The sequence below is a fragment of the Shewanella sp. SP2S2-4 genome (genome assembly GCF_031932025.1).
Taxonomy (GTDB): Bacteria; Pseudomonadota; Gammaproteobacteria; order Enterobacterales; family Shewanellaceae; genus Shewanella; species Shewanella baltica.
Window position 1 is genome coordinate 79257 of sequence record NZ_JAUOER010000007.1, and the last position, 19886, is coordinate 99142.

The following is a 19886-nucleotide window of genomic DNA, read 5'->3' on the forward strand; positions in this document are numbered from 1 at the left end:
CCACTATTTTATATCAAAGTCTCACTAAAAGGTGAGAAGGCTGAGTGAGCTTAGCTAATTGCCGACTTTTTGGGCGTAATTGCCGAGGCAATCTGGTATAACATCAGGGTCTTATTCAAAATTCAACACTGAAGTAGAGCGCTGGAATCACACATGGCAAAGAAAGGTTTTTTCTCCTGGTTTCGTAAAGATAAGTCACAAGATGAGGTCGTCGCTGAAACTCCAGTTGTTACTCCAACACAAGACACTGAAGCAGCAGAGCGTTTAGAACAGGAACGCGCAGAGGCGCAACGTTTAGCTGCTGAGGCAGAGGCTCAAGCGGCCGCAGAACAGTTAGCTGCCGAGCAGGCGCAAGCCGAGCGTATTGTCCAAGAACAAGCCGCAATCGAAGCCCAGCGTTTAGCCGAGCAACAAGCCGAAGCGGCGCGTCTAGCGGCTGCTCAGTTAGAAGCGGAACAACTAGAAGCGGAACAACTTGCGAAAGTGCAAGCCGAGCGTATTGCTCAAGAGCAAGCGCAAATTGAAGCCCAGCGTTTAGCCGAACAACAGGCCGAAACGGCGCGTCTGGCGGCTGTTCAGCTAGAAGCTGAACAGCTTGCAGTTGATAAGTTAGCCGCTGAACAAGCAGCTGCAGAGCAACTTGCTCAAGCCCAAGCCAAGGTTGAAGCCGAGCGTATTGCCCACGAACAAGCACAAATCGAAGCTCAACGTTTAGCCGAACAACAGGCCGAAGCGGCACGACTGGCGGCAGCTCAGTTAGAAGCTGAACAACTTGCAGCAGATAAGTTAGCCGCTGAACAAGCTGCGGCAGAGCAATTAGCCCAAGCCAAGGCTGAAGCCGAGCGTATTGCTCAAGAGCAAGCACAAATCGAAGCTCAACGTTTAGCAGAACAACAAGCCGAAGCGGCACGTCTGGCGGCTGAACAAGCTGCAGCCGAGGAAGCTGAACGTGCTCGTGTTGCCGCCGAACAAGCTGCCGCTGAAGCGTTAGCTGCGGAGCAACTCGCTGCTGAAGCATTAGCACGTGAGCAAGCAGAGGCGTTAGCGCAACAACAGGCCGAAGCTGCGCAAACCGCTGGGCCCGTTACTGAATTGCAGCCAGAGCCGCAGGCGAGACCCGTTAAAGAAGGGCTATTTGCTCGTCTGAAACGCGGCTTGATGCGTACCAGCGAGAATATTGGCAGTGGTTTTATTGGTCTATTTCGCGGCAAGAAAATCGATGATGATCTGTTTGAAGAACTCGAAGAACAGTTATTAATCGCCGATGTTGGCGTCGAAACAACCACGCGTTTGATCAAGAATTTGACCGAGCAAGCGTCGCGTAAGCAATTGAAAGATGCTGAAGCTTTATATGACTTGCTACGGGAAGAAATGCAGAAGACGCTCGACCCAGTCGCAATTCCGTTAGTGCCAGACAATGCAAATGGCCCATTTGTGATCTTAATGGTCGGCGTTAATGGTGTGGGTAAAACCACTACTATCGGCAAATTAGCCAAACAATATCAGAGCCAAGGTAAGTCAGTTATGTTAGCCGCGGGCGATACCTTCCGTGCAGCTGCGGTAGAACAGTTACAGGTTTGGGGTCAACGTAATGATATTACTGTGATTGCCCAACATACGGGTGCCGATAGTGCCTCTGTACTGTTCGATGCTTTGCAAGCGGCTAAAGCCCGTAAAGTGGATGTGTTGATCGCTGACACTGCGGGTCGTCTGCAAAACAAAGCGCACTTGATGGAAGAATTGAAGAAAGTGGTGCGAGTGATGAAAAAACTCGACCCAGATACGCCGCATGAGGTCATGCTGACACTAGATGCGAGCACAGGACAAAATGCGATTAGCCAAGCGCAATTATTCCAAGAAGCCGTAGGTGTAACGGGTATTACCATCAGTAAGTTAGACGGAACGGCTAAGGGCGGCGTGGTGTTTGCGATTGCCGACAAGTTTAATATTCCGATCCGTTACATAGGCGTGGGTGAGCAAATTGATGATTTGCGAACCTTCAATTCGAAAGAATTTATCGATGCCTTGTTCACTCAAGAAAAAGCGGATAGCTAATTTATGATTGATTTTCAGCAGGTCAGTAAGATTTATCCTGGCGGCCAAATGGCGCTGGAAGATGTGAATTTTCATCTTCAACAAGGTGAAATGGCATTTTTAACCGGCCACTCAGGTGCGGGTAAAAGTACGCTGTTGAAATTAATCACGGTTATCGAGCGGGCGACGACCGGTCGTGTCGCCATCAATGGCCACGACATCGCCAAAGTTAGCCCTAAACATGTGCCTTATTTGCGTCGCAATATCGGGATGATTTTTCAAAACCATCACCTGTTGATGGACCGAAGCGTGTTCGACAATGTGGCTTTGCCGCTGGTGATTGAAGGTTTCTCCCATGGTGAAATCCGTAAGCGAGTGGCCGGCGCCCTTGACATGGTGGGTTTATATGGCAAAGAGCGCCATAACCCGATTATGTTGTCCGGCGGTGAACAGCAACGCGTCGGCATTGCCCGTGCGATTGTGAACAAACCGCCTCTGCTGCTCGCCGATGAACCAACGGGTAACTTAGATCCTAAATTATCGATGGATATTTTGCGTCTGTTTGAAACCTTCAACGATGCAGGAACCAGCGTGTTAATCGCTACTCATGATTTAGGCTTAATCGCGCGGATGAAATATCGCACTTTCACCCTCAAACAGGGTCGTATGTTGGGCGCACAGGAGTTACATCCTAGCGTGCATACGCGCGCGCCGACGAATAGAGGTGAAGGGCAATGAGCGACAGCGCTAAATTAACCCGCAGTAAGTTACCTCTGTCTGGGCGGATTGTGATGTTCTTTATTCGTCACGTACAGCAAGCGATGGCGAGTATGGGAGAACTCTGGCGCAACCCAGTGTCTTCCGTGATGACAATGGCGGTATTGGGTGTGAGCCTGAGTTTGCCTGCGGCTTTGCAAGTGTTAGTTAAAAACGCTGAGACCATTACCAGCTCGTGGAACAGCGCTGCGGAGATCTCTTTGTTTATCGAAGACAATCGCAGCGAGCAAACGATTCAGAGCCTGCTGACGCGGATTCGTACTTATTCCGAAGTGGATAAAGTGCAGTACATAGATAAAAACCAAGCCCTAGAAGAGTTTCAACGCTTATCTGGTTTTGGTGAGGCCTTGGCCTATTTAGATAAAAACCCTCTGCCAGCGGTCATTACCGTCACGCCGACACCGCGTTACTCAACGCCAGTTGGCGCCCGTGAACTGTTAACTAAGCTAGAGCGCGAGCCTGAGATTAGCTTTGGCCGTTTAGATATCGAATGGCTAGAGCGGTTACAGGCGGTAGTGCGTCTTCTTGAACGCACTGTGATGGCGATTGCCGCATTACTCGTGCTGGCTGTGGTCTTAGTGATAGGTAATACGATTCGCTTAGCAATTATGAATCGACGCAGCGAAATCGAAGTGATGAAGCTAGTCGGAGCAACTGAAGCCTTTATTCAGCGTCCATTCCTCTACACTGGGATTTGGTATGGTGTGATTGGCGGCATATTGGCGTGGCTGATCATTAATTTATTAGTCTGGTATCTCGATTCGGCTCTTGCCGAGCTGTTGGGCTTATATGGCAGTCAGCTCGAGATGAAATCGCTCACTTTTACTGAACTGCTGCAATTGGTTGGACTGGCATCATTTTTAGGCTGGTTAGGTTCGTATTTGTCTGTACGCCAGCATTTACGGTCGATTGAACCTTCATAATAATCAGTCGATTAAACTAAAAAAAGTGATGAAAAAAATGCTGAGGAATGAACTTTTGTTCACTTGCAATGTCTACTTCAGCGAGGTAAAAAGGGTATCCGCAAACGAGCTGAGGTTGACATACTCTGTCAATTAGCCGATAGTTCGTGAGCTTATTCTTAGGGTATTTTGTTATCGAACCTTAGAATGCACTCGTAAGTAGTCTGATAAATGTAGGAGAGCGAATGACCTTTCAAACGCAATCAATGGCACTGACAGTCCCACAGGGCGCCAGTAGTCTAGAAGCTTATATCCATTCAGTGACTAGCATCAGCATGCTGGACGCTGAGGCTGAGTATGAGTTGGCCAAGCGTTTACAGGAAACTGGTGATCTACAAGCTGCGAAGCAACTGATTATGTCGCACTTACGTTTTGTAGTGCACGTTGCTAAAGGCTATTCAGGCTATGGCTTGCCACAGGCAGATCTGATCCAAGAAGGCAACATAGGCTTGATGAAAGCGGTTAAACGCTTCGATCCCGATGTTGGCGTGCGTCTCGTGTCTTTTGCTGTGCACTGGATCAAAGCTGAAATTCATGAATATGTGCTGAAAAACTGGCGCATTGTTAAAGTCGCGACCACTAAAGCGCAACGTAAGTTGTTCTTTAACATCCGTAAAGCGAAAAAACGCTTAGGTTGGTTCAGCGATGCAGAAGTCACTATGGTGGCTGAAAATTTAGGTGTATCTAAGGCCGATGTGACCGAAATGGAATCACGTATGGCTGCGCAAGATCCTGCATTTGATTTAACCAATGATCAAGACGAGGAGCATGATTTTGCCCCAGTCCATTATTTGGAAGATCATTCATCGGATTTAGCGGAAAACATTGAAAACGACAACTGGGAATCGAATGCCCAAGGTCGTTTATTATCGGCCATCAAGACCTTAGACGAACGCAGCCAGCATATTCTGCGCGCCCGTTGGTTAGATGACGATAAAACCACACTGCAAGAACTTGCAGAGACTTACCAAGTGTCGGCCGAACGTATTCGCCAACTTGAGAAAAATGCCATGAACAAGCTAAAAGCTTGTATGGAAGCCTAAGTCACGTCACGTGTAAAGTGATTGTAACTTAAACATAAAAAAACCTGCTGCGGCAGGTTTTTTTATGGGAGAAAGAATAGATTTAATCGCGACACTTAAAGTGAATTTCGCTATAGCTATAAAGCTCAATCGTATTGAAACGTACGCAACTATGGCTGATTTCACCACGAGACATCAGATTTATCCTACATTTAGAACCGTTATAAATAGTTAATATATCTGTAACTTTTGAGCCTCAATTCAAAAGTTGTTTTCGATGCTTATTACAGAACGTTCTTGTTCCTCCGCATTTTGAGTATCGCCTTAAGCAAAGTTGATATGGATATTGAGCACGGAAGATTTGGTCGGGTAGCGATGGATTATGTACCAAGGAAAGCTTTTAAGTTAGAAGGGATGCCCGCCAATTTACGATAGATACTCATTATGCGGTTTTTTTAATGCTTACAAAGGTGGGAAGTTATGTTCTCAATGATCACTAAGTTAGCCCTATCATCAGAATCTGGTTGGGGTACTGCATTTCGTGTCAATGGGGGCGTCGAAGTATGTCAGCAGAGCTTGTTTTGGTTAATTTGCAAGGGTATCGCTTTTGAACGCGAGGACTTAAAGCTTAGTTATGTATTGGGATCTGAAGTCATTTTATGCCAATTTGAGACGAGAGTTTTAATTGAGCTGCTTAAAAAAAACAATATTCATTATTTTCAAGACGATAGCCAAGTGCGATGGTTGCTGCCCCGCAATGTATCAACAATCTTCTATGCGCAGTGGAAGAGTCGTATAGCACTAGATTTGAACACTGATAACATTGAATATTGTATGTCGTAAGTTAATTATTACTTATTAAAGTTATTTTTCTAGTTACAATTGTATTTTTATCTATTTTTTATAAATATCAGTCTGTAATTAATTGGCAACTAATCAGCATAAGCATAAATTCAAACTAAATTATGACCTGATATTTTAATATCCTTTCTCATGGTTATGCCTTCTAAATTATGTTGTTTTTTAAATTAAAATCCTATTTCTAAATTTCTTATCAACATATTATTCATTGTAGTAATAATCTGATGAAATTTATTGTGGCCATTACTATTAACTCCTGCACTGAGCATTTTCTAGTGCTCTATTGTAATTATCCTTCTTAAGCTTTACTTCCTATTTGAACGATTGAATGTTGCGGAGTATGTAACTTTTTCTTCGCTCTTGGTGGTTTGCGAACGGTTAACGCAGATTTTCAGCTAACTTTGGGCGTAGCAGCTCCTAGTTGGAATTGCTAATGCTCGCTAGGAATCTTCCTACACGTGGGCGGGATTGCTCCTCTTCGGTTCGGATTCGCTATCGCAGATAATGACCACACTCAGTAGCACTGATGTTTAACTCTGTTGCATAAAGATTTTTAATGTAAACAGAAATTTTAATTATATAACGGGTGAAATTTAATGAAAAAGACAATCTTATTTTTAGCTATGGCTTTATCAACTTCTGCTATGGCTGCTGATCCAGTCGCAAATATCGTTTGGTCTGGTTTTGTTCCAGGTTCAACCGCTGGTACTAATTTAATTATTACTGGTTTAGCTGGCCAAAGCATTGAAAATGGTCAGTTGATTGTGGCTACTGATGGTACTTTTACATCTACTGCAGTGACTGTAGAAGCACATGACTATACTGAAGCTACCCAGATTACTGGCGCGCTTGCAGCTGCAAACTGGACATTGAGTAATGCTCAAGTGAGTTACTCAGGTGGCGCAACACCAACAGCAGCATTAACTGTATCTGCCAATGGTACTCCGTGGGTTGTTGGAGCACAGGTGGCAGCAGAACAAACATTGAGTTTATCTGTTGCTCAGTCTGTAGCACAAGCTGCTATTGCAGGCGGTGCTGTACAGGCTCAAATTACTATCGTAGCTGAAAAAGTTTAATAAAAACTTTTTACGATATTAGAAATAGGTAGATAAATCAACACCCATACCTTTATGGGTGTTTTTTTTGAATGAGGGAAGATTGTGTTTATCTTTATTATAATGCTAATTTTTATTCTCATATCGCCTCATTCAGAGGCCGTACCTATTGCAAGGCAAGTTCAACTGACAACAGAGATAGATAAGAATAAATTTGCAGCAGGTGAGTTTTTAGATGTTAGGTTTGTTCCAGAAATATTAACCGTAGTTTTTGATAAAAATATTCGAACATTTACTAATGTCAAAACGAATATGTCAGTATTGACAAGCGTTTCGGATCAAGATGCAAACAATGGTTTTTCCATATTGATGACAGATAACACTTTAGTATGTGTAAATAGTTTAAATCAAGTCACTACACTGGTATCGTCATTGGAATCTGATACCTTTGGTTTTGCAAAAATTAGCATTGATGGCTTTGCGATCCCTGTTAATGGTCGCATTTCAATTTCTAAATTTAATATTAAGAATAATGCGCTGTGGGAAGGTTATTATCCAGTAGATATTAGCTTTTTAGAAATGGCAAACACAAATCTTAGTGAAGGTAGTTGCTCGGGAAATATTTCAGTCAGGGTTGAATTTAACATATGAAAATTTGCAATTTTTTCGTTATATTAGCTATTTTTTTTACTGGGAATTCTTGGTCTGACTCGAGCATACCTGAAGGCTTTGCAGAACTGTTTGAATTTAATGAGCGCTTAGTATCAATAAAAGGACTTGAGGATACAACAGGTAGTAGTATAAACCTAAACGTAAATTATGATACGGTGAAATTACCAAAAGATCCCTTTAATTCAATAGTGCAATTGAAAAATTATTTTGTGAAAAATAGGGTTTCAGAGGAAATATCACAAAAAATATTGGCCGATCTTGCTATAGGTATAAAAAATACCAGTGCATGTGAAGGATATATCAGCGATTGCGCAGTCGTCCCTACAGAATATGAGTTTTATTACGACTATGAAGCATCATTGCTAACGGTATTTATCAATGGAAAATATCTTGATAAACCTATGGTAGAGGTTGAGCATGCTAAATCATACAATAAAGATAATGCATTTATAAATCACGTTGATTTATTTGCTAATATTTATAATGAATCCACTTCTTCATTTGCTTTGAATAATAAATCAATTCAAGGTTTGCCCTATGGCCATATAACCTCTGATTTTACTGTGAGTGATTCGGTTAATAAATTTTATGAGCTATCTTACGATGTTTCATTTAATGATAACAATAGATTATATGTTGGGCAGTTTAATAACGGCGTATCTTTTAATTCTACTAACATGATTAGCCCAACACGTTATATTAAACAGACATCTGTTAACTATGGTACAACAAATAATCTTATTTTGAATAATGAGCGTAGTTATGAGCGTCTATACTATTTTGCTCCATCCGCTGGCGAGCTAAGGATAACTCGAGAGGGGCGAGTGATAAAGCAGCAATCCATATCAGGAGGGCAAGGTTTTATTTCATACAGCGAGATGCCGACTGGTCGTTATGATATTGAAATTCAAGTTGTAGTTGCTGGTACTGTGGTGTCTTCAGAGAAGAAAACGATCTTTAATGAGACAATGAATATCCCTAATGTTGGCGAGGGTGATTTTTTATTCACTGCAGGCTTGATGAATGGTTCAAGATCTTTGTTTACGGACACAATCGACTTTGAAAATAACGATATACCAATAGTTGAACTTGAATCTAATTTTAATAATTCCTCATTTTTTAGTGCGCTTTATTCTAACCGATTACTCGACTCACTCGTTGTCGCTGGCGGAGGATTGATTTCTAATAACAGCGTGATGGCAGTTATTGGTAGCCAATGGTATTTACCTATGGGCAGTAGTCTTAATAGTTCTATATCAATGTATAGTGCTAGTGCAATCTCACTGGACCTAGTGTTTGCTACACAGTATTTTTCAGTCCAGTATGAAAGATTTGACCAAAACGAAAGTGGCGATACCTTAGCCGCTTATCTAATGGGGGCTTTAGAATATAAAAAAATATCAGGCAATTTATTTTATACTTTCGATAATGGAATTAATACTTATTATACTTATAGTCGTGGTAGCTATCAGTCACCTTTAAGTCGCAATGTTTATACAGAGTATGGCGTTTCTACCATAGGTGCCGGGTATAATTTACCTTATAATACTAGGGTCGATATCACAGTTGATTATGATCATGTAACTGACAATAATTCTTTTTTTCTTACGCTACAAATTCCATTCGGAAGTAAGTGGGAGACAAAATTAAGTGCATATAATAGTTCCGATTTAGGAAACGAATTCAGAGGTCGGATTGTAAGGAATGATATTATTGATTACCAGAATGTGAATAGTTCTCTTGAACTTGCTTCTGTCTATTCTGATTCGAGAAATGAAACGATTAATGAGGCCCATGGTCAGATATCAGCTGCAGCAGACAAGTTTAGGGCTGGTGCAAATATGTACACAAATAGTGATGGAAATTATGGCATATCAGGCAACCTTTCAAGTAGCCAGATAATCACTAACCAAAATATTCATTTTATTAACCTACGTTCCGATGCATATGCAATTGTTGATTCTGATATTAAAGAAATAGTTCCAGATGGGAATGAGGCTTATGGCTTTGTTACAATACGAAAAAATAATAAACTGGAAAATAAGCAGTTTATTTACGATGACAGTAAAGTAATACCGATTAGTACATATGATAGTTATAACATCAATATCGATACTGAAAGTGTTTCACTGCACAACAAAGGTGATCTAGGATTTGATGGGTTTACTTACCCAGGTAGTGTTGTTGTCATAAAGCCAAAATTAAAACCAGTCGTTACCTTTGTGAGTTCCTTCTCCGATGTTTTCGATGAACCGGTAGAAGAGGTTGAATGTAAAGGCTTTGGTTGTATTGATGTGACTAAACTGATGGATGGTGTTTTTCGTGTAACACTTATGGAAGGTACTGAATTTGCACTATATGCAGGTCTAGATAGGTGCTTAGTGCCTAGTGAATATGCTAATACAGAATACATGAATTTTGGTGATAACTATTGTTTACCTGACGCGATACCAAGAACATTTGTAAGAGTGCCCAATAAGCGCTTATCTAAGGATTCGGAGCTTTACTATGTTGGAACCTTTGATGATAGTAAACTTGTTCAAGCTCAGATTAAGCAATTAACGTTACTTGATAGTAAGATATATGAAAGAAAAATTGGTTCTGACATAGCTTTATATTTACTTTTAGATAATAAAGAATCACTAACACTTTCGAGCGCACAACAGTCTATTATTGATAGTATTCAACTTTATGCGAAAGAAAATCATAGTTTAGATGTAATAAATCAACCCTTAGCGATGCGTGAAAACAGTAAAGGTCAATAGTATGAAAAGAATAATTTTATTTCTTATAGTGATAGCTTTTAGTTTTAGTGCAAACGCTTTGAAGGTTGATACTATGTTTCTACTCTCTGATACTAAAGGTAATGGTGTAGTTACGGTAACAAATGATCTCCCTAAAACTAGCTTTATAAAAACGTCCATATTCGAAATTACAACGGATAATGCTGGTGAGGTTATACGTACTGAGTATACGAAGCAAAATATTCAGAGTTGGCAGATAATGACGACGAGCCCTAAATTAATTCTTGAACCAAGCAGAGTTAAGGATGTTGGCATACGTTCACTTTGTCATAAGGTAAAGTGTGACAAAACGAAAGATAGGACGTTTAGTATAGTGTTTGAGCCTTCACCTTATTTAAAAAAAGGTGAAGAACAAGAAAATGCTGTTCAAGTAAATTATGGATATTCTGTTATCTACGTAGTACCTGCAGAAAAAAGCGATATGCAATATAGCATAAAAAGAAATGGCAGTGTGATTGAGATCTTTAACAAAGGTAATACGATGCTGACTTTTGTTATTGATCGTTGCTCAATGGATAAGACTATGGATTGTAGAGTACAGGAAAGAGTGATTGCAGGACGTTTTAGAACGTTTAACATTCCTGAATATATGAAAGCAATAAAGGTTAATGCCTCAATATATAATCATGATGAGAGTTATAAGCGAGAAATTGCATTAGAGCCGGAATCACAATTATGATCATGAAAATTTTATTAACTATTTTATTACTCTTGCCTATGTCGTTTGGATTTTGTTTTACCCTGAATGGAACGGTTGCGAATGGTCAATTAACTTGGGATAACCTTGTTTCTTCTCAAGGTCAGAACACGTTAAGCACTTGGTCACCTCAGAGTGGTTTGACGCCTACAACGAAATGGCGGCCAGGTTTTATGGCATCTCCTCAGCCATTATCCTCTATTACGCTGAGCAATGGTGGTAATACTATTACATTTCCATTAACTATTACAGGTATAGAGTATAATGCAGGTAGTAATTCAATTGCTGATGTAATAGATAATCCGGGCACACAACAAATTTGTGATACTAGTATCGCTTTTGGCAATGTAGTCCATTTGGCTGGGACGGGGAATTGTACTTATAATAAATTGATTAATAATGGTGTTTCAAAAACGCCATTTTTTTTCCTGCGTCCATTATTCTATTTTGATGAAACAGCGTTGCTTGAACTGTTTTATGAAAAGCCTAAAGGTCAATATTCGGGAGTGATACCTTTTACTATTCGTTATTATTACTACTCCTCAAGCGGAGCATTAACTTATAGAGATATTCGACAATCTTTTGCAATTCAGATATTTAATAATCCTTCTTACATTAGTACGGTTGTAATTAATGGTGGAGGGGTACTAGTACCAGTTTATGACAAAATCCAAAAAACTGTGTCTGCTACTACAGATTTCCAAGTGAATGCAACCGGAAATTTTGATAAAGGTATGAAAATGATTTTGCAAGATAGAACCTATCATCTTAGCAGTTTAACATTAACTAATACTATTCCATATAGTATTAGTTGTGTAGGTGCTGCATGCACAGATAGTAGGTTAGTTTCTGGAGGGGTTCTTTCTCTTTCTGACAAATCAACAATATTGAATTCGGTTGCAGGAAATAAAAAAAATATTGCTTTTGTATTGAATGTATCGTACGAAAATATTGCAGCAGCGAATGTTGAAAGTGGTATCTATACAGATAGCTTCACCATCCTATTTGAAGCTGATTTCTAATTTTGAAAAATTAATTCGAGGCTATAATGAGACATATTATTTTCCCTATATTAATGTTATTTCTAGTTGCTGGCTGTGGTGAGAATGGTGAAAGTAATACTCTTCCTTCAAATCCTACCCAACCTGATGTAATAGATGTCAATGTATCGGCAATTGATACTATTCATGTTTTTAAAACAAATGAGCAAGGTTTTATTGATCTAGGTCCATTTACAGCATCCTCAGATGGTGGGGATATATATTTAGATTCATTAGAATTACTTACAGGTGATAAATTTTGTGAGAATGTACTAAGGGAAACTAATGGCTTTAAGGTTACCTCTACTGAGGATGGTTCTTGTTTATTCAAGTATACGGTAAAAAATAGCAAAAACATCAAAAAAAGCGCAATTAGTCGTTCTGTATTTGTTGAGAGTTCAAGTGCACAAAATGTACAATTGCCCCCATTAAGCCTTACATTGGCAGAATATGCTTTTGGTACTATTGATGTCACTGCCGCTGGTTTAACTATAGCCGACAATGTAACTGTTCTTGGTTCAGGAACTTCAACTGTCGATGTGGCAAATAGCAAAATTAACTACACTGCACAAGAATCTGGTATTACTAGAATTTTATATGAGATGAAAGATAATGCAGGCGCTGTTTATCTTGGAAGCATAGATGTCGCTGTTTCAAAAGGGATTAATACCGCTCCACTCGCTCAAAATTTTTCTTATCCAGTTGCGCCTCAGGTCATTAAGCCCGGTGTAGAAGTTATTATTGATGTTAGCGATTATATATCAGATCCCGATGGTGGTAGCATTCAGTTGTATGATGTCCATTCTTTTAATGGTCTAGCAACGGTTGCATTTCCTGAGGATGTCACTAATACAAAAATTAAATTTAAATCCTTTATCCCGGGTGTTTATTATATTACTTATACTGTGACAGATCATAATGCAGGTTTTGCTTCGGCTAACATAGCTGTTACTGTGGTCAATTATTACTCTGATATTGTAGTTCCAACGACTTCAGTTAGTTTTTCTGCCCCACTGAGCTCAGATCAAGCTCAATTTTTAGATTTAAGCTACCAACCAAGCTCAGAAAATGATATTCCGGGAAGTGATGGAATATTTACGGCTGCTAGTTTTTCATACACGGCTGCAACCGGTTTTTGTCAAGCTAAGGGGGGAAGATTACCAACATTGAATGAGCTCATCGAGCTGAAGAGTACTGGAATATTAGTCGGAAACTGGCCAACTCAAAAGCAATACTGGTCCAGTTCACCGTTAATTGAAGGGATCTCTTATAGTGCAATTGACATGCGTAGTTCTGATGTGCCTGTTGAACTATTCTCACATGAATTTGCCTATGTAACATGTGTTTCCGATGATTCTGACATGGGCGGATATTTTATTGAAATTCCATTACCACAAACTGTGAAAACGGCAACATCATTTGATTATTCAGTTTTTTATAGAGGTAAAACTGAGTCAGTTTTTCAACCATTTCTTGGGGATGTTACTTTAACGAATAGTGATGTTACATTTACCACTACGCCAAAAGGAAATGGCGAACAAGTTTTTCATGCAGGGTTTAAGACTGGACAATATCAATTGCAGTTTAAACTTTCTGAAGTAGGTCACCCCCTCGATGGAAAGACAGTAAATAAGTTAATTTATTTTACTGGCGCAGATTTAAAAGGGACATATGGTACTTTAACCTATCTTAATGGCAGCCCCTTATTTAATAAGACATTTAACTTTTCTGCTGGTAATGACATTTTTTGTCGTAGTGGGTTAATTGTGGATGCATTAGGTGTCTCTTCTTCGAATTATATAGGTGGAACTGGTGGCAGTATAATGAATTTGTCAGTAGGAACGTCTATCACTAAATTACATATTCGTTCAGGGCTTTACCAGTATGTTTCAGATCCTAAGCGAGTAATTAGTTATTTTGGTGTCGTAAACACTCTTGGCAATGAAAGTGGCTGTGGAACTAAGGGAACAAGTAGTTCATTGACTAGTGTACAGGATTTTATTATCGATATACCTTCAAATGAAAGGCTTACTGAAGTGACGGTATATTCCACTGGTATGACAGGATATTTACATGGTATAAGGGTTGCTACTGAAAAGAGCAATTGAGTGTAGCATAATAGTTTAGCCCCAAGTCTAAAATATACTTGGGGCTTTGACCTTTAATTGAATCTGACAGAGTCTGATATATGTGTAATCTCAATTTTTCAATTAGACAAATATTTATCTAATTTTGTACTCTGCTAACCTTTCGACACAATTTATCGTTAAGGTAATTTAATGAGTACAATAAAATTTTACTATTAGCCTCATTAACTATTAATATCTAATGTCGTCAATTATCCATTTTCGTATGTTTTTGTAATATATTGTAGATAAAAATAGGTTTTAACGTAATCAGTATAAAATAATGATGATTATGCTTCAAACTATTCCATTGACATAATGGTTAATCTTGGCTTGGCTAATTCCATTTCTTCATAAATACATATTTTAGCTGTTTTTTCATCATGAACCGCTATATTTTTCGCTTGTATATATACTAACGTTCTTCCATTTATACTAAGCTCATTTTTTACAATGTTAACAGTATAATTATCGCTGGGTTTTGTGAAGTCATCAGTGTCTGATACCCAAACTTTTAAGTTAATTTCTTTATTTCGATTGTTTGCTAGCCAAACAGCTACTTTGCTTTGGCTTAAGTTAACTGCTTTACTTCCTGTTAATAGCGTTATCGCTTGACATGAATGAAATGGAGTGAGTAAAAATATCGGAAATAATATTTTTAGCATAGTCATTTTATTTAATCTCTATGACTATTATTTCATTTTTCGTATCATTTATGTCTACATTTTTAGTGTAGACTTTTGTATTTATAAATTTATCACACAAATTTATTGTTGATTTTTTTGTAATGTCTGCATCTGTTAAGCTGTCAATATTACAGGTTTCCCCTGGAACTACTCCTGAAAAAGTGATGTTATTGCTCGCTTGTGGGTGGATTGCGGCAGTCAGAATGATAAGATAGAGAGCTGAGTTCATGGCATATTCCTCTAATGAATAATTTTTCTAATTATTACTCTAGTTCACTATTCATGTGAGTGCCAATTTTATGGATAAATCTATAAGAGGTGTTCGTCTTGGGATATTGATTCGATTTATGACAAGGTTTCAAGCTACTACTTCAATGGTAACTCAGCTTCGTGTGCTGCAGAAGTTGATTTATGCCCAGATATTCTGCGCCCTTACATCATGCGGGTTCTCCGATCACTGCGGATAACTAATCATGTCGGCAAACATCAATGCTTCAGTTTTTAATTTAGCATTAACGATTTTACATCTATTCTTGTTGACATGATTCACCTTGCTAAGTGATTTTTCTCATTTAGCAAGGTGTTAAAAACACTTGTACTCTTTACTAAGTGTTCTCGGAAAATGTGTGAAAAAGTGACTAGACTAAAATTTTGCTCATATTGCATATTTTAATGTTTAGTCTGTAGTAAAAAAATATTTATTTCGTTCTCAAGCGAGAGAATACAATGTTCGAGTTGAGTCGATAGTTGTGTCATTGCTTCAGAACTAGCAGAAATCTCTATTTGTTCGCAGACAGAAATTAAGGTATTAGCGTCAATGATTTTTGCCGCACCTTTTATTTTATGTGCAAGATTTTTAGTGAGACTAAAATCCTCGATTTTAATTGAATTTAAAATACTCTCTAAGTCACTTGTATTACATGATATTAGTTCTCGCAGAAGTTTAGCTGCTAGTTCTGTGTTGTTATTAGTGAGTTTAAGGAGAGAATTGACATCAAAGTCACAATATTTTTTACTGCTTTCATTTTGTACTCGCTCTGCAAAATTATTGAGTGTTTGATCTAGTTCTGTAAGGCCTATCGGCTTAAATAGGCACTCATCCATTCCTACATCTAGACAGGTTTGTTTTACTTCTATCTGTGCATTAGCAGTATACCCAATAATAATACAAGTATTGAATCTGAATGTTTCTTCTAGCTGGCGGATTCTTTTACTGAGCTCGTACCCGTCCATTTCTGGCATATTACAGTCTGTTACTATGAACTGGTATTCATGTTCTCTAAACATTTTTAGTGCCAGCTCACCATTATCAGCCTCATCTACAGAGTGTCCTAGATAGCGGAGTTGTTGGGCAAGTAGTAAGCGATTTGCTGGGTGATCGTCGACAATAAGGATTTGAAATGAACTTTTAGATTGAGAAACTCTTACTGCAGGAGATTCTATAATGTCATCTAAATTATCCAATTGTTTTAGATTAAGTTCCATTTTGACTTCGGTACCTGAGTTTTCCTCACTCTGTAAATGTAAAGAGCCACCCATCATCTCACAAAGGGATTTCGATATCATTAGGCCAAGTCCCGTTCCACCATAATTGTTGTGGGAACCATGCCCTTGTGAAAAAGGTTTAAACAGGTTTTTTTGGTCTTCAACAGATATTCCTATACCAGTATCTTTGACTGTGAAGATATATGAAACTTGTTCGTTAACAGAATCACCAACATATACCTTTATTGACACTGAACCTTTGTTGGTAAATTTAATGGCATTGCCGATCAAATTTGACAGTATTTGTTTAATTCTCATGGGATCGACCAATACATCTTGCTTAATCTTATTATCGAAATCTAATTCTAGTTTTATTCTCTTTTGATGGGCTAGACCATTGAAGACTCTAACTACAGACGCCACAATTGATTTTAGATCCGTTCTAACAGGTGATAGCGTGAGTTGACCCGCTTCAATGCGAGCGATATCTAAAATATCGCCAATAAGTTCAAGCAAGCCATTGGCTGAGTCGTAAGCAACTTTTATTGAATTTAAGTCAACCTGTCTAGAATTAGCACTTTTTAAGGCTAATTCAAGCATACCTATGATGGCATTCATAGGTGTACGAATTTCATGACTCATAGTTGCTAAGAATGTACTTTTGGCTTCATTTGCACTTTCTGCTAAATTTTTTGCCAGCTGAAGATCTTCTAGAAGTTTTATTCTGTCACTAATATCAATCCAGCCTCCAACGATACCTTCGATTTCCCCTTTTGCATCCCTATACGGTTTAAACCAATGGTAAGCATTTAGCTTTACACCATTTATATGCATTTCTCTATCTTTGAAGTAGGATATACCAGTCTTTAAAATATTGGCATACTCTTTTTCAATTTCAATTGCTTCGCTTATTTTTAGCGCTTCTCTTGTGATGTTTCTAGCAAGCAGGTTTTCACGCGTAGTCTTAAAAGCATCGACATAGCTTTCATTGCATAATATAAGTTCCATCTCCTTATTGCGTGCATATATAGGATGAGGAATACCATCTACAATTTCTTGCATAAACAATAATTGAGAATCAAGCGCTCGATTGGCTTCAAGACGCTTTTTATAATGACGACGAGTATAATATGCCCAGCCAATTGAGGCTAAAATGAGTATTGTTGCGGCAATAAGAATGGTATATATAGTATAACGATAGTCTTTCCATGTTTGGTTTGCAGGTAACGTATTTAGCCTCCAGCGATTTTCAAGTACTTGTAGCTCATTGGGAGGAATGGTTAATAAGGTCTTGTTGAGGATCTCTTGAAGTATAAATTCGGATTTTTTTAGTGCAAATGCCGCCGTAACATCCGGTATTTCATTCACCACATGGCTAACTTCAAGTTGGTCATTGAAATAGCTGTTTGTATAATAGTCCGCAACATTTAAAGGGATAATTGTACTGTCAGCTGAGCCATTTTTAACTTTATCTAAAGCTTCAATATAATTACTCGTGAGCAATAATCCTCTAAATTTTAGATGTTGACGTACTTCTGTTTCAACGGCATGACCTTTAGGTACCGCTATAATTGGGAGTATTGAGTTTTCAGTATTTTTCTGTTGCACATAAACATACGGAGAAGTTGAGAATTCTTTAGAAAATATAAAATCCTCAGACCTTTTTGTGTTTGGTGTGAGTATTGTTAGGTAAATATCTTGGTTATCAGTCAATAGTTCTTGTTGTTCTGAAAAGTATTTGGTGACAACATATTCGAAATCGATGCCAGAATATAAGCTAATCAGCTCTGCAGTTTCTATGGCATACCCTGCCGGCTTACCTAGATTATCAATATATGTTAATGGGGCCATGTATTCATTAACAACCATTTTAATTTTTTTATGTGTTTTTATCCACTGATTTTCAATGTCAATAAATTTAGGTAATTCATTTAGCTCTGGTATAATAAATCCACCACCACTCCATCGCTTTCTGATGAGTCTATTTTCATCTAGCGATATTGAACTCACTGCTTTGTTTAAAACTGTCAATAAAATAGTGTTGCTTGGTGCAATCGCAAACGCGGTTCCTTTCGAATTAATCTGAAGTGAGGTTTCGAATGTGAGTTTTCCAGAGTAAACATTATTTATTAGATAATTAGCCGATGCAAGATCAATGAGAACTGCATCAGTTTGTCCAAATGCTGCGGCTGCAACCGCGGCTTGCCTCGATGGATAGGTCACAAGTGTTGTTGCAGGTAATTTTTGCTTCACTAAATCATCTGGCAGGTATTCATAGGCCACTGAAATTGATTTGATCGGACCTTTTAATGATATGTTTCTGAAAACTGTAGGCCTATCTGTAATATACGGAGTAGAAAGAATCAGGCCGCTATTTTCTTCGTAGTTATTTGCTGTAGTTAATAAATCGATTTCACCAGTTTTTACGGCACTAATGACCTCTTCTCTAGTGGGATACCGAATAATATCGATATTGATGTTAAGCATTTTACTGATCAGTTGTAGGTTGTCTGCACTTATCCCTTCATAATATTGACTTTCTCCATTCATAGTCATGTCAAATGGGTGATAATCAGGTGCAGAGATCCCTACTTTAAGTGTTGCCTTATTATTAACGTAATCACGTTCTTCTTTACTAAGTGTTATCTGTTCTGGATGTAGATTAGGGTGCCCACTTAATTTATAGTATGGTGCATTTACAGCATGTGCTGATAATAAAAAAGGTAAGAATAGTGGTAGTAACAAAAAGATAGTATAAAAAAACACGTGATTAGTTTTATTCATATTAATTGGTGTCTTTTAGCTATGTCAATTATATCTACTAAGGTTTTTGCGTTTAACTTTTCAAGTAATCGTGTTTTATATGTACTTATAGTCTTATTGCTGAGCAGCATACGTTCGGCTATTTCTTTATTCGATAAACCTACCGCTAATTGTTGAAGAACTGCCATTTCGCGAGTTGAGAGTTTTTTTATAAGTTCAACTTCATCCTGACTGGATTTAGATATTATGTTGCTATTGTTAACAATAGGGAAATAGGAATGACCACTGAGAATTGCTCTAAGCGCGCCAGTGACTTCATTCATATCCTTTTGTTTAGAGACAAAACCTGAAGCGCCGGCTTGAATACAGCGGGAGACAAAGTGATCTGATGGTTGTGCAGTTAATACTAGTATCGGAGGGCTCTTAACTAGATTTCTTGATCTTTCTATCACTTCTAATCCATCTAGCTGGGGGATGCCAATATCGAGAATGACAGCATCGGGTGAGAGTTCTTTAATGAGTTTTAACGCATCAACACCATTATTGGTTTCTGCAATCACTTCAAAACCACTTTGTTCCAAAATGATTTTCAGTGCTAAAACAACAACTGGATGATCATCTACTATTAATATTTTTCTCTTCATTTATAACTCCGCGACGATTTGAGTTTGATTCTATCCTTGTAAGTCACTTGTGTGAAATAAATTCAAGTGATTAGGATTTTTCCTACATTTTGTTCGGTGATGCTTAATGAATAATAGTCGTAGAATAGATGAAGAGAGTGGACTTAATCATCAAAAAAATCTCATTCTGCTAGAGTATCAACTTTTATGTGTGGTTGTTTCGCGTAATCAGATTTCAATTGTTTGAAACGCCACACTAATCATACTAGCTTAAAGTTG

The 19886-nt window shown here is 38.4% G+C and carries 15 protein-coding genes; 11 read left to right on the plus strand and 4 right to left on the minus strand.

What is annotated here, in order from left to right:
* The first annotated feature begins 153 nt into the window (after nucleotides 1-153).
* From ftsY to Q4Q54_RS07840, 11 genes are all read left to right on the plus strand, one after another.
* Nucleotides 154-2055, plus strand: a complete 1902-nt coding sequence (gene ftsY / locus Q4Q54_RS07790; protein ID WP_311988134.1) for a signal recognition particle-docking protein FtsY — start codon at nucleotides 154-156, stop codon at nucleotides 2053-2055.
* A gap of 3 nt (nucleotides 2056-2058) precedes the next feature.
* Nucleotides 2059-2772, plus strand: coding sequence for a cell division ATP-binding protein FtsE (gene ftsE / locus Q4Q54_RS07795; RefSeq protein WP_006079632.1), 714 nt, complete (start codon nucleotides 2059-2061; stop codon nucleotides 2770-2772).
* The gene (ftsX, locus tag Q4Q54_RS07800; RefSeq protein WP_006079633.1) at nucleotides 2769-3734 is read left to right on the plus strand and encodes a permease-like cell division protein FtsX; all 966 of its coding nucleotides are present in this window, start codon (nucleotides 2769-2771) and stop codon (nucleotides 3732-3734) included. The genes ftsE and ftsX overlap by 4 nt, the downstream gene beginning before the upstream one ends.
* Nucleotides 3735-3958: 224 nt before the next feature.
* Complete coding sequence (gene rpoH / locus Q4Q54_RS07805; protein WP_006079635.1) at nucleotides 3959-4816, plus strand: RNA polymerase sigma factor RpoH; 858 nt, start codon at nucleotides 3959-3961, stop codon at nucleotides 4814-4816.
* Between the two features lie 459 nt (nucleotides 4817-5275).
* Nucleotides 5276-5638, plus strand: a complete 363-nt coding sequence (locus Q4Q54_RS07810) for a hypothetical protein (protein ID WP_311988135.1) — start codon at nucleotides 5276-5278, stop codon at nucleotides 5636-5638.
* Nucleotides 5639-6252: 614 nt separating this feature from the next.
* A complete protein-coding gene (locus Q4Q54_RS07815) occupies nucleotides 6253-6732 on the plus strand; it encodes a hypothetical protein (RefSeq protein ID WP_311988136.1) in 480 nt (159 codons plus the stop codon).
* An 84-nt stretch (nucleotides 6733-6816) separates the two neighbouring features.
* On the plus strand, nucleotides 6817-7362 hold the full coding sequence (locus tag Q4Q54_RS07820; RefSeq protein WP_311988137.1) for a hypothetical protein: 546 nt from the start codon (nucleotides 6817-6819) through the stop codon (nucleotides 7360-7362).
* Nucleotides 7359-10148, plus strand: a complete 2790-nt coding sequence (locus tag Q4Q54_RS07825) for a TcfC E-set like domain-containing protein (protein ID WP_311988138.1) — start codon at nucleotides 7359-7361, stop codon at nucleotides 10146-10148. The genes Q4Q54_RS07820 and Q4Q54_RS07825 overlap by 4 nt, the downstream gene beginning before the upstream one ends.
* Nucleotide 10149: 1 nt before the next feature.
* Nucleotides 10150-10866, plus strand: a complete 717-nt coding sequence (locus Q4Q54_RS07830; protein WP_263204335.1) for a hypothetical protein — start codon at nucleotides 10150-10152, stop codon at nucleotides 10864-10866.
* A 2-nt stretch (nucleotides 10867-10868) separates the two neighbouring features.
* Entirely contained in the window at nucleotides 10869-11906 is a 1038-nt protein-coding gene (locus Q4Q54_RS07835; RefSeq protein WP_311988139.1) for a hypothetical protein, read from the plus strand.
* Between the two features lie 26 nt (nucleotides 11907-11932).
* Complete coding sequence (locus Q4Q54_RS07840; RefSeq protein WP_311988140.1) at nucleotides 11933-14032, plus strand: beta-prism lectin domain-containing protein; 2100 nt, start codon at nucleotides 11933-11935, stop codon at nucleotides 14030-14032.
* Between the two features lie 320 nt (nucleotides 14033-14352).
* On the opposite strand, the gene Q4Q54_RS07845 is transcribed toward Q4Q54_RS07840, so the two are convergent.
* From Q4Q54_RS07845 to Q4Q54_RS07860, 4 genes are all read right to left on the minus strand, one after another.
* Nucleotides 14353-14721: a hypothetical protein gene (locus Q4Q54_RS07845; RefSeq protein WP_311988141.1), complete on the minus strand. Its 369-nt coding sequence runs from the start codon at nucleotides 14719-14721 to the stop codon at nucleotides 14353-14355.
* A 1-nt stretch (nucleotide 14722) separates the two neighbouring features.
* Nucleotides 14723-14965 carry a hypothetical protein gene (locus tag Q4Q54_RS07850; RefSeq protein WP_311988142.1) on the minus strand — a complete coding sequence of 81 codons (243 nt, stop codon included), beginning with the start codon at nucleotides 14963-14965 and terminating at the stop codon, nucleotides 14723-14725.
* 440 nt (nucleotides 14966-15405) lie between these two features.
* Complete coding sequence (locus tag Q4Q54_RS07855) at nucleotides 15406-19005, minus strand: ATP-binding protein (RefSeq protein WP_311988143.1); 3600 nt, start codon at nucleotides 19003-19005, stop codon at nucleotides 15406-15408.
* Nucleotides 19002-19628 (minus strand): response regulator transcription factor, encoded by a 627-nt coding sequence (locus tag Q4Q54_RS07860; RefSeq protein WP_212599536.1) that lies wholly within the window; start codon nucleotides 19626-19628, stop codon nucleotides 19002-19004. The genes Q4Q54_RS07855 and Q4Q54_RS07860 overlap by 4 nt, the downstream gene beginning before the upstream one ends.
* Between the last annotated feature and the right edge of the window lie 258 nt (nucleotides 19629-19886).

Coding starts and splice junctions, on each gene's coding strand:
- Q4Q54_RS07860 (WP_212599536.1), bottom strand. CDS start 19,628: ATGAAGAGAAAAATATTAATAGTAGATGATCATCCAGTTGTTGTTTTA.
- rpoH (WP_006079635.1), top strand. CDS start 3,959: ATGACCTTTCAAACGCAATCAATGGCACTGACAGTCCCACAGGGCGCC.
- Q4Q54_RS07810 (WP_311988135.1), top strand. CDS start 5,276: ATGTTCTCAATGATCACTAAGTTAGCCCTATCATCAGAATCTGGTTGG.
- Q4Q54_RS07830 (WP_263204335.1), top strand. CDS start 10,150: ATGAAAAGAATAATTTTATTTCTTATAGTGATAGCTTTTAGTTTTAGT.
- Q4Q54_RS07855 (WP_311988143.1), bottom strand. CDS start 19,005: ATGAATAAAACTAATCACGTGTTTTTTTATACTATCTTTTTGTTACTA.
- Q4Q54_RS07840 (WP_311988140.1), top strand. CDS start 11,933: ATGAGACATATTATTTTCCCTATATTAATGTTATTTCTAGTTGCTGGC.
- ftsX (WP_006079633.1), top strand. CDS start 2,769: ATGAGCGACAGCGCTAAATTAACCCGCAGTAAGTTACCTCTGTCTGGG.
- Q4Q54_RS07850 (WP_311988142.1), bottom strand. CDS start 14,965: ATGAACTCAGCTCTCTATCTTATCATTCTGACTGCCGCAATCCACCCA.
- Q4Q54_RS07835 (WP_311988139.1), top strand. CDS start 10,869: ATGAAAATTTTATTAACTATTTTATTACTCTTGCCTATGTCGTTTGGA.
- Q4Q54_RS07815 (WP_311988136.1), top strand. CDS start 6,253: ATGAAAAAGACAATCTTATTTTTAGCTATGGCTTTATCAACTTCTGCT.
- Q4Q54_RS07845 (WP_311988141.1), bottom strand. CDS start 14,721: ATGACTATGCTAAAAATATTATTTCCGATATTTTTACTCACTCCATTT.
- Q4Q54_RS07825 (WP_311988138.1), top strand. CDS start 7,359: ATGAAAATTTGCAATTTTTTCGTTATATTAGCTATTTTTTTTACTGGG.
- ftsE (WP_006079632.1), top strand. CDS start 2,059: ATGATTGATTTTCAGCAGGTCAGTAAGATTTATCCTGGCGGCCAAATG.
- ftsY (WP_311988134.1), top strand. CDS start 154: ATGGCAAAGAAAGGTTTTTTCTCCTGGTTTCGTAAAGATAAGTCACAA.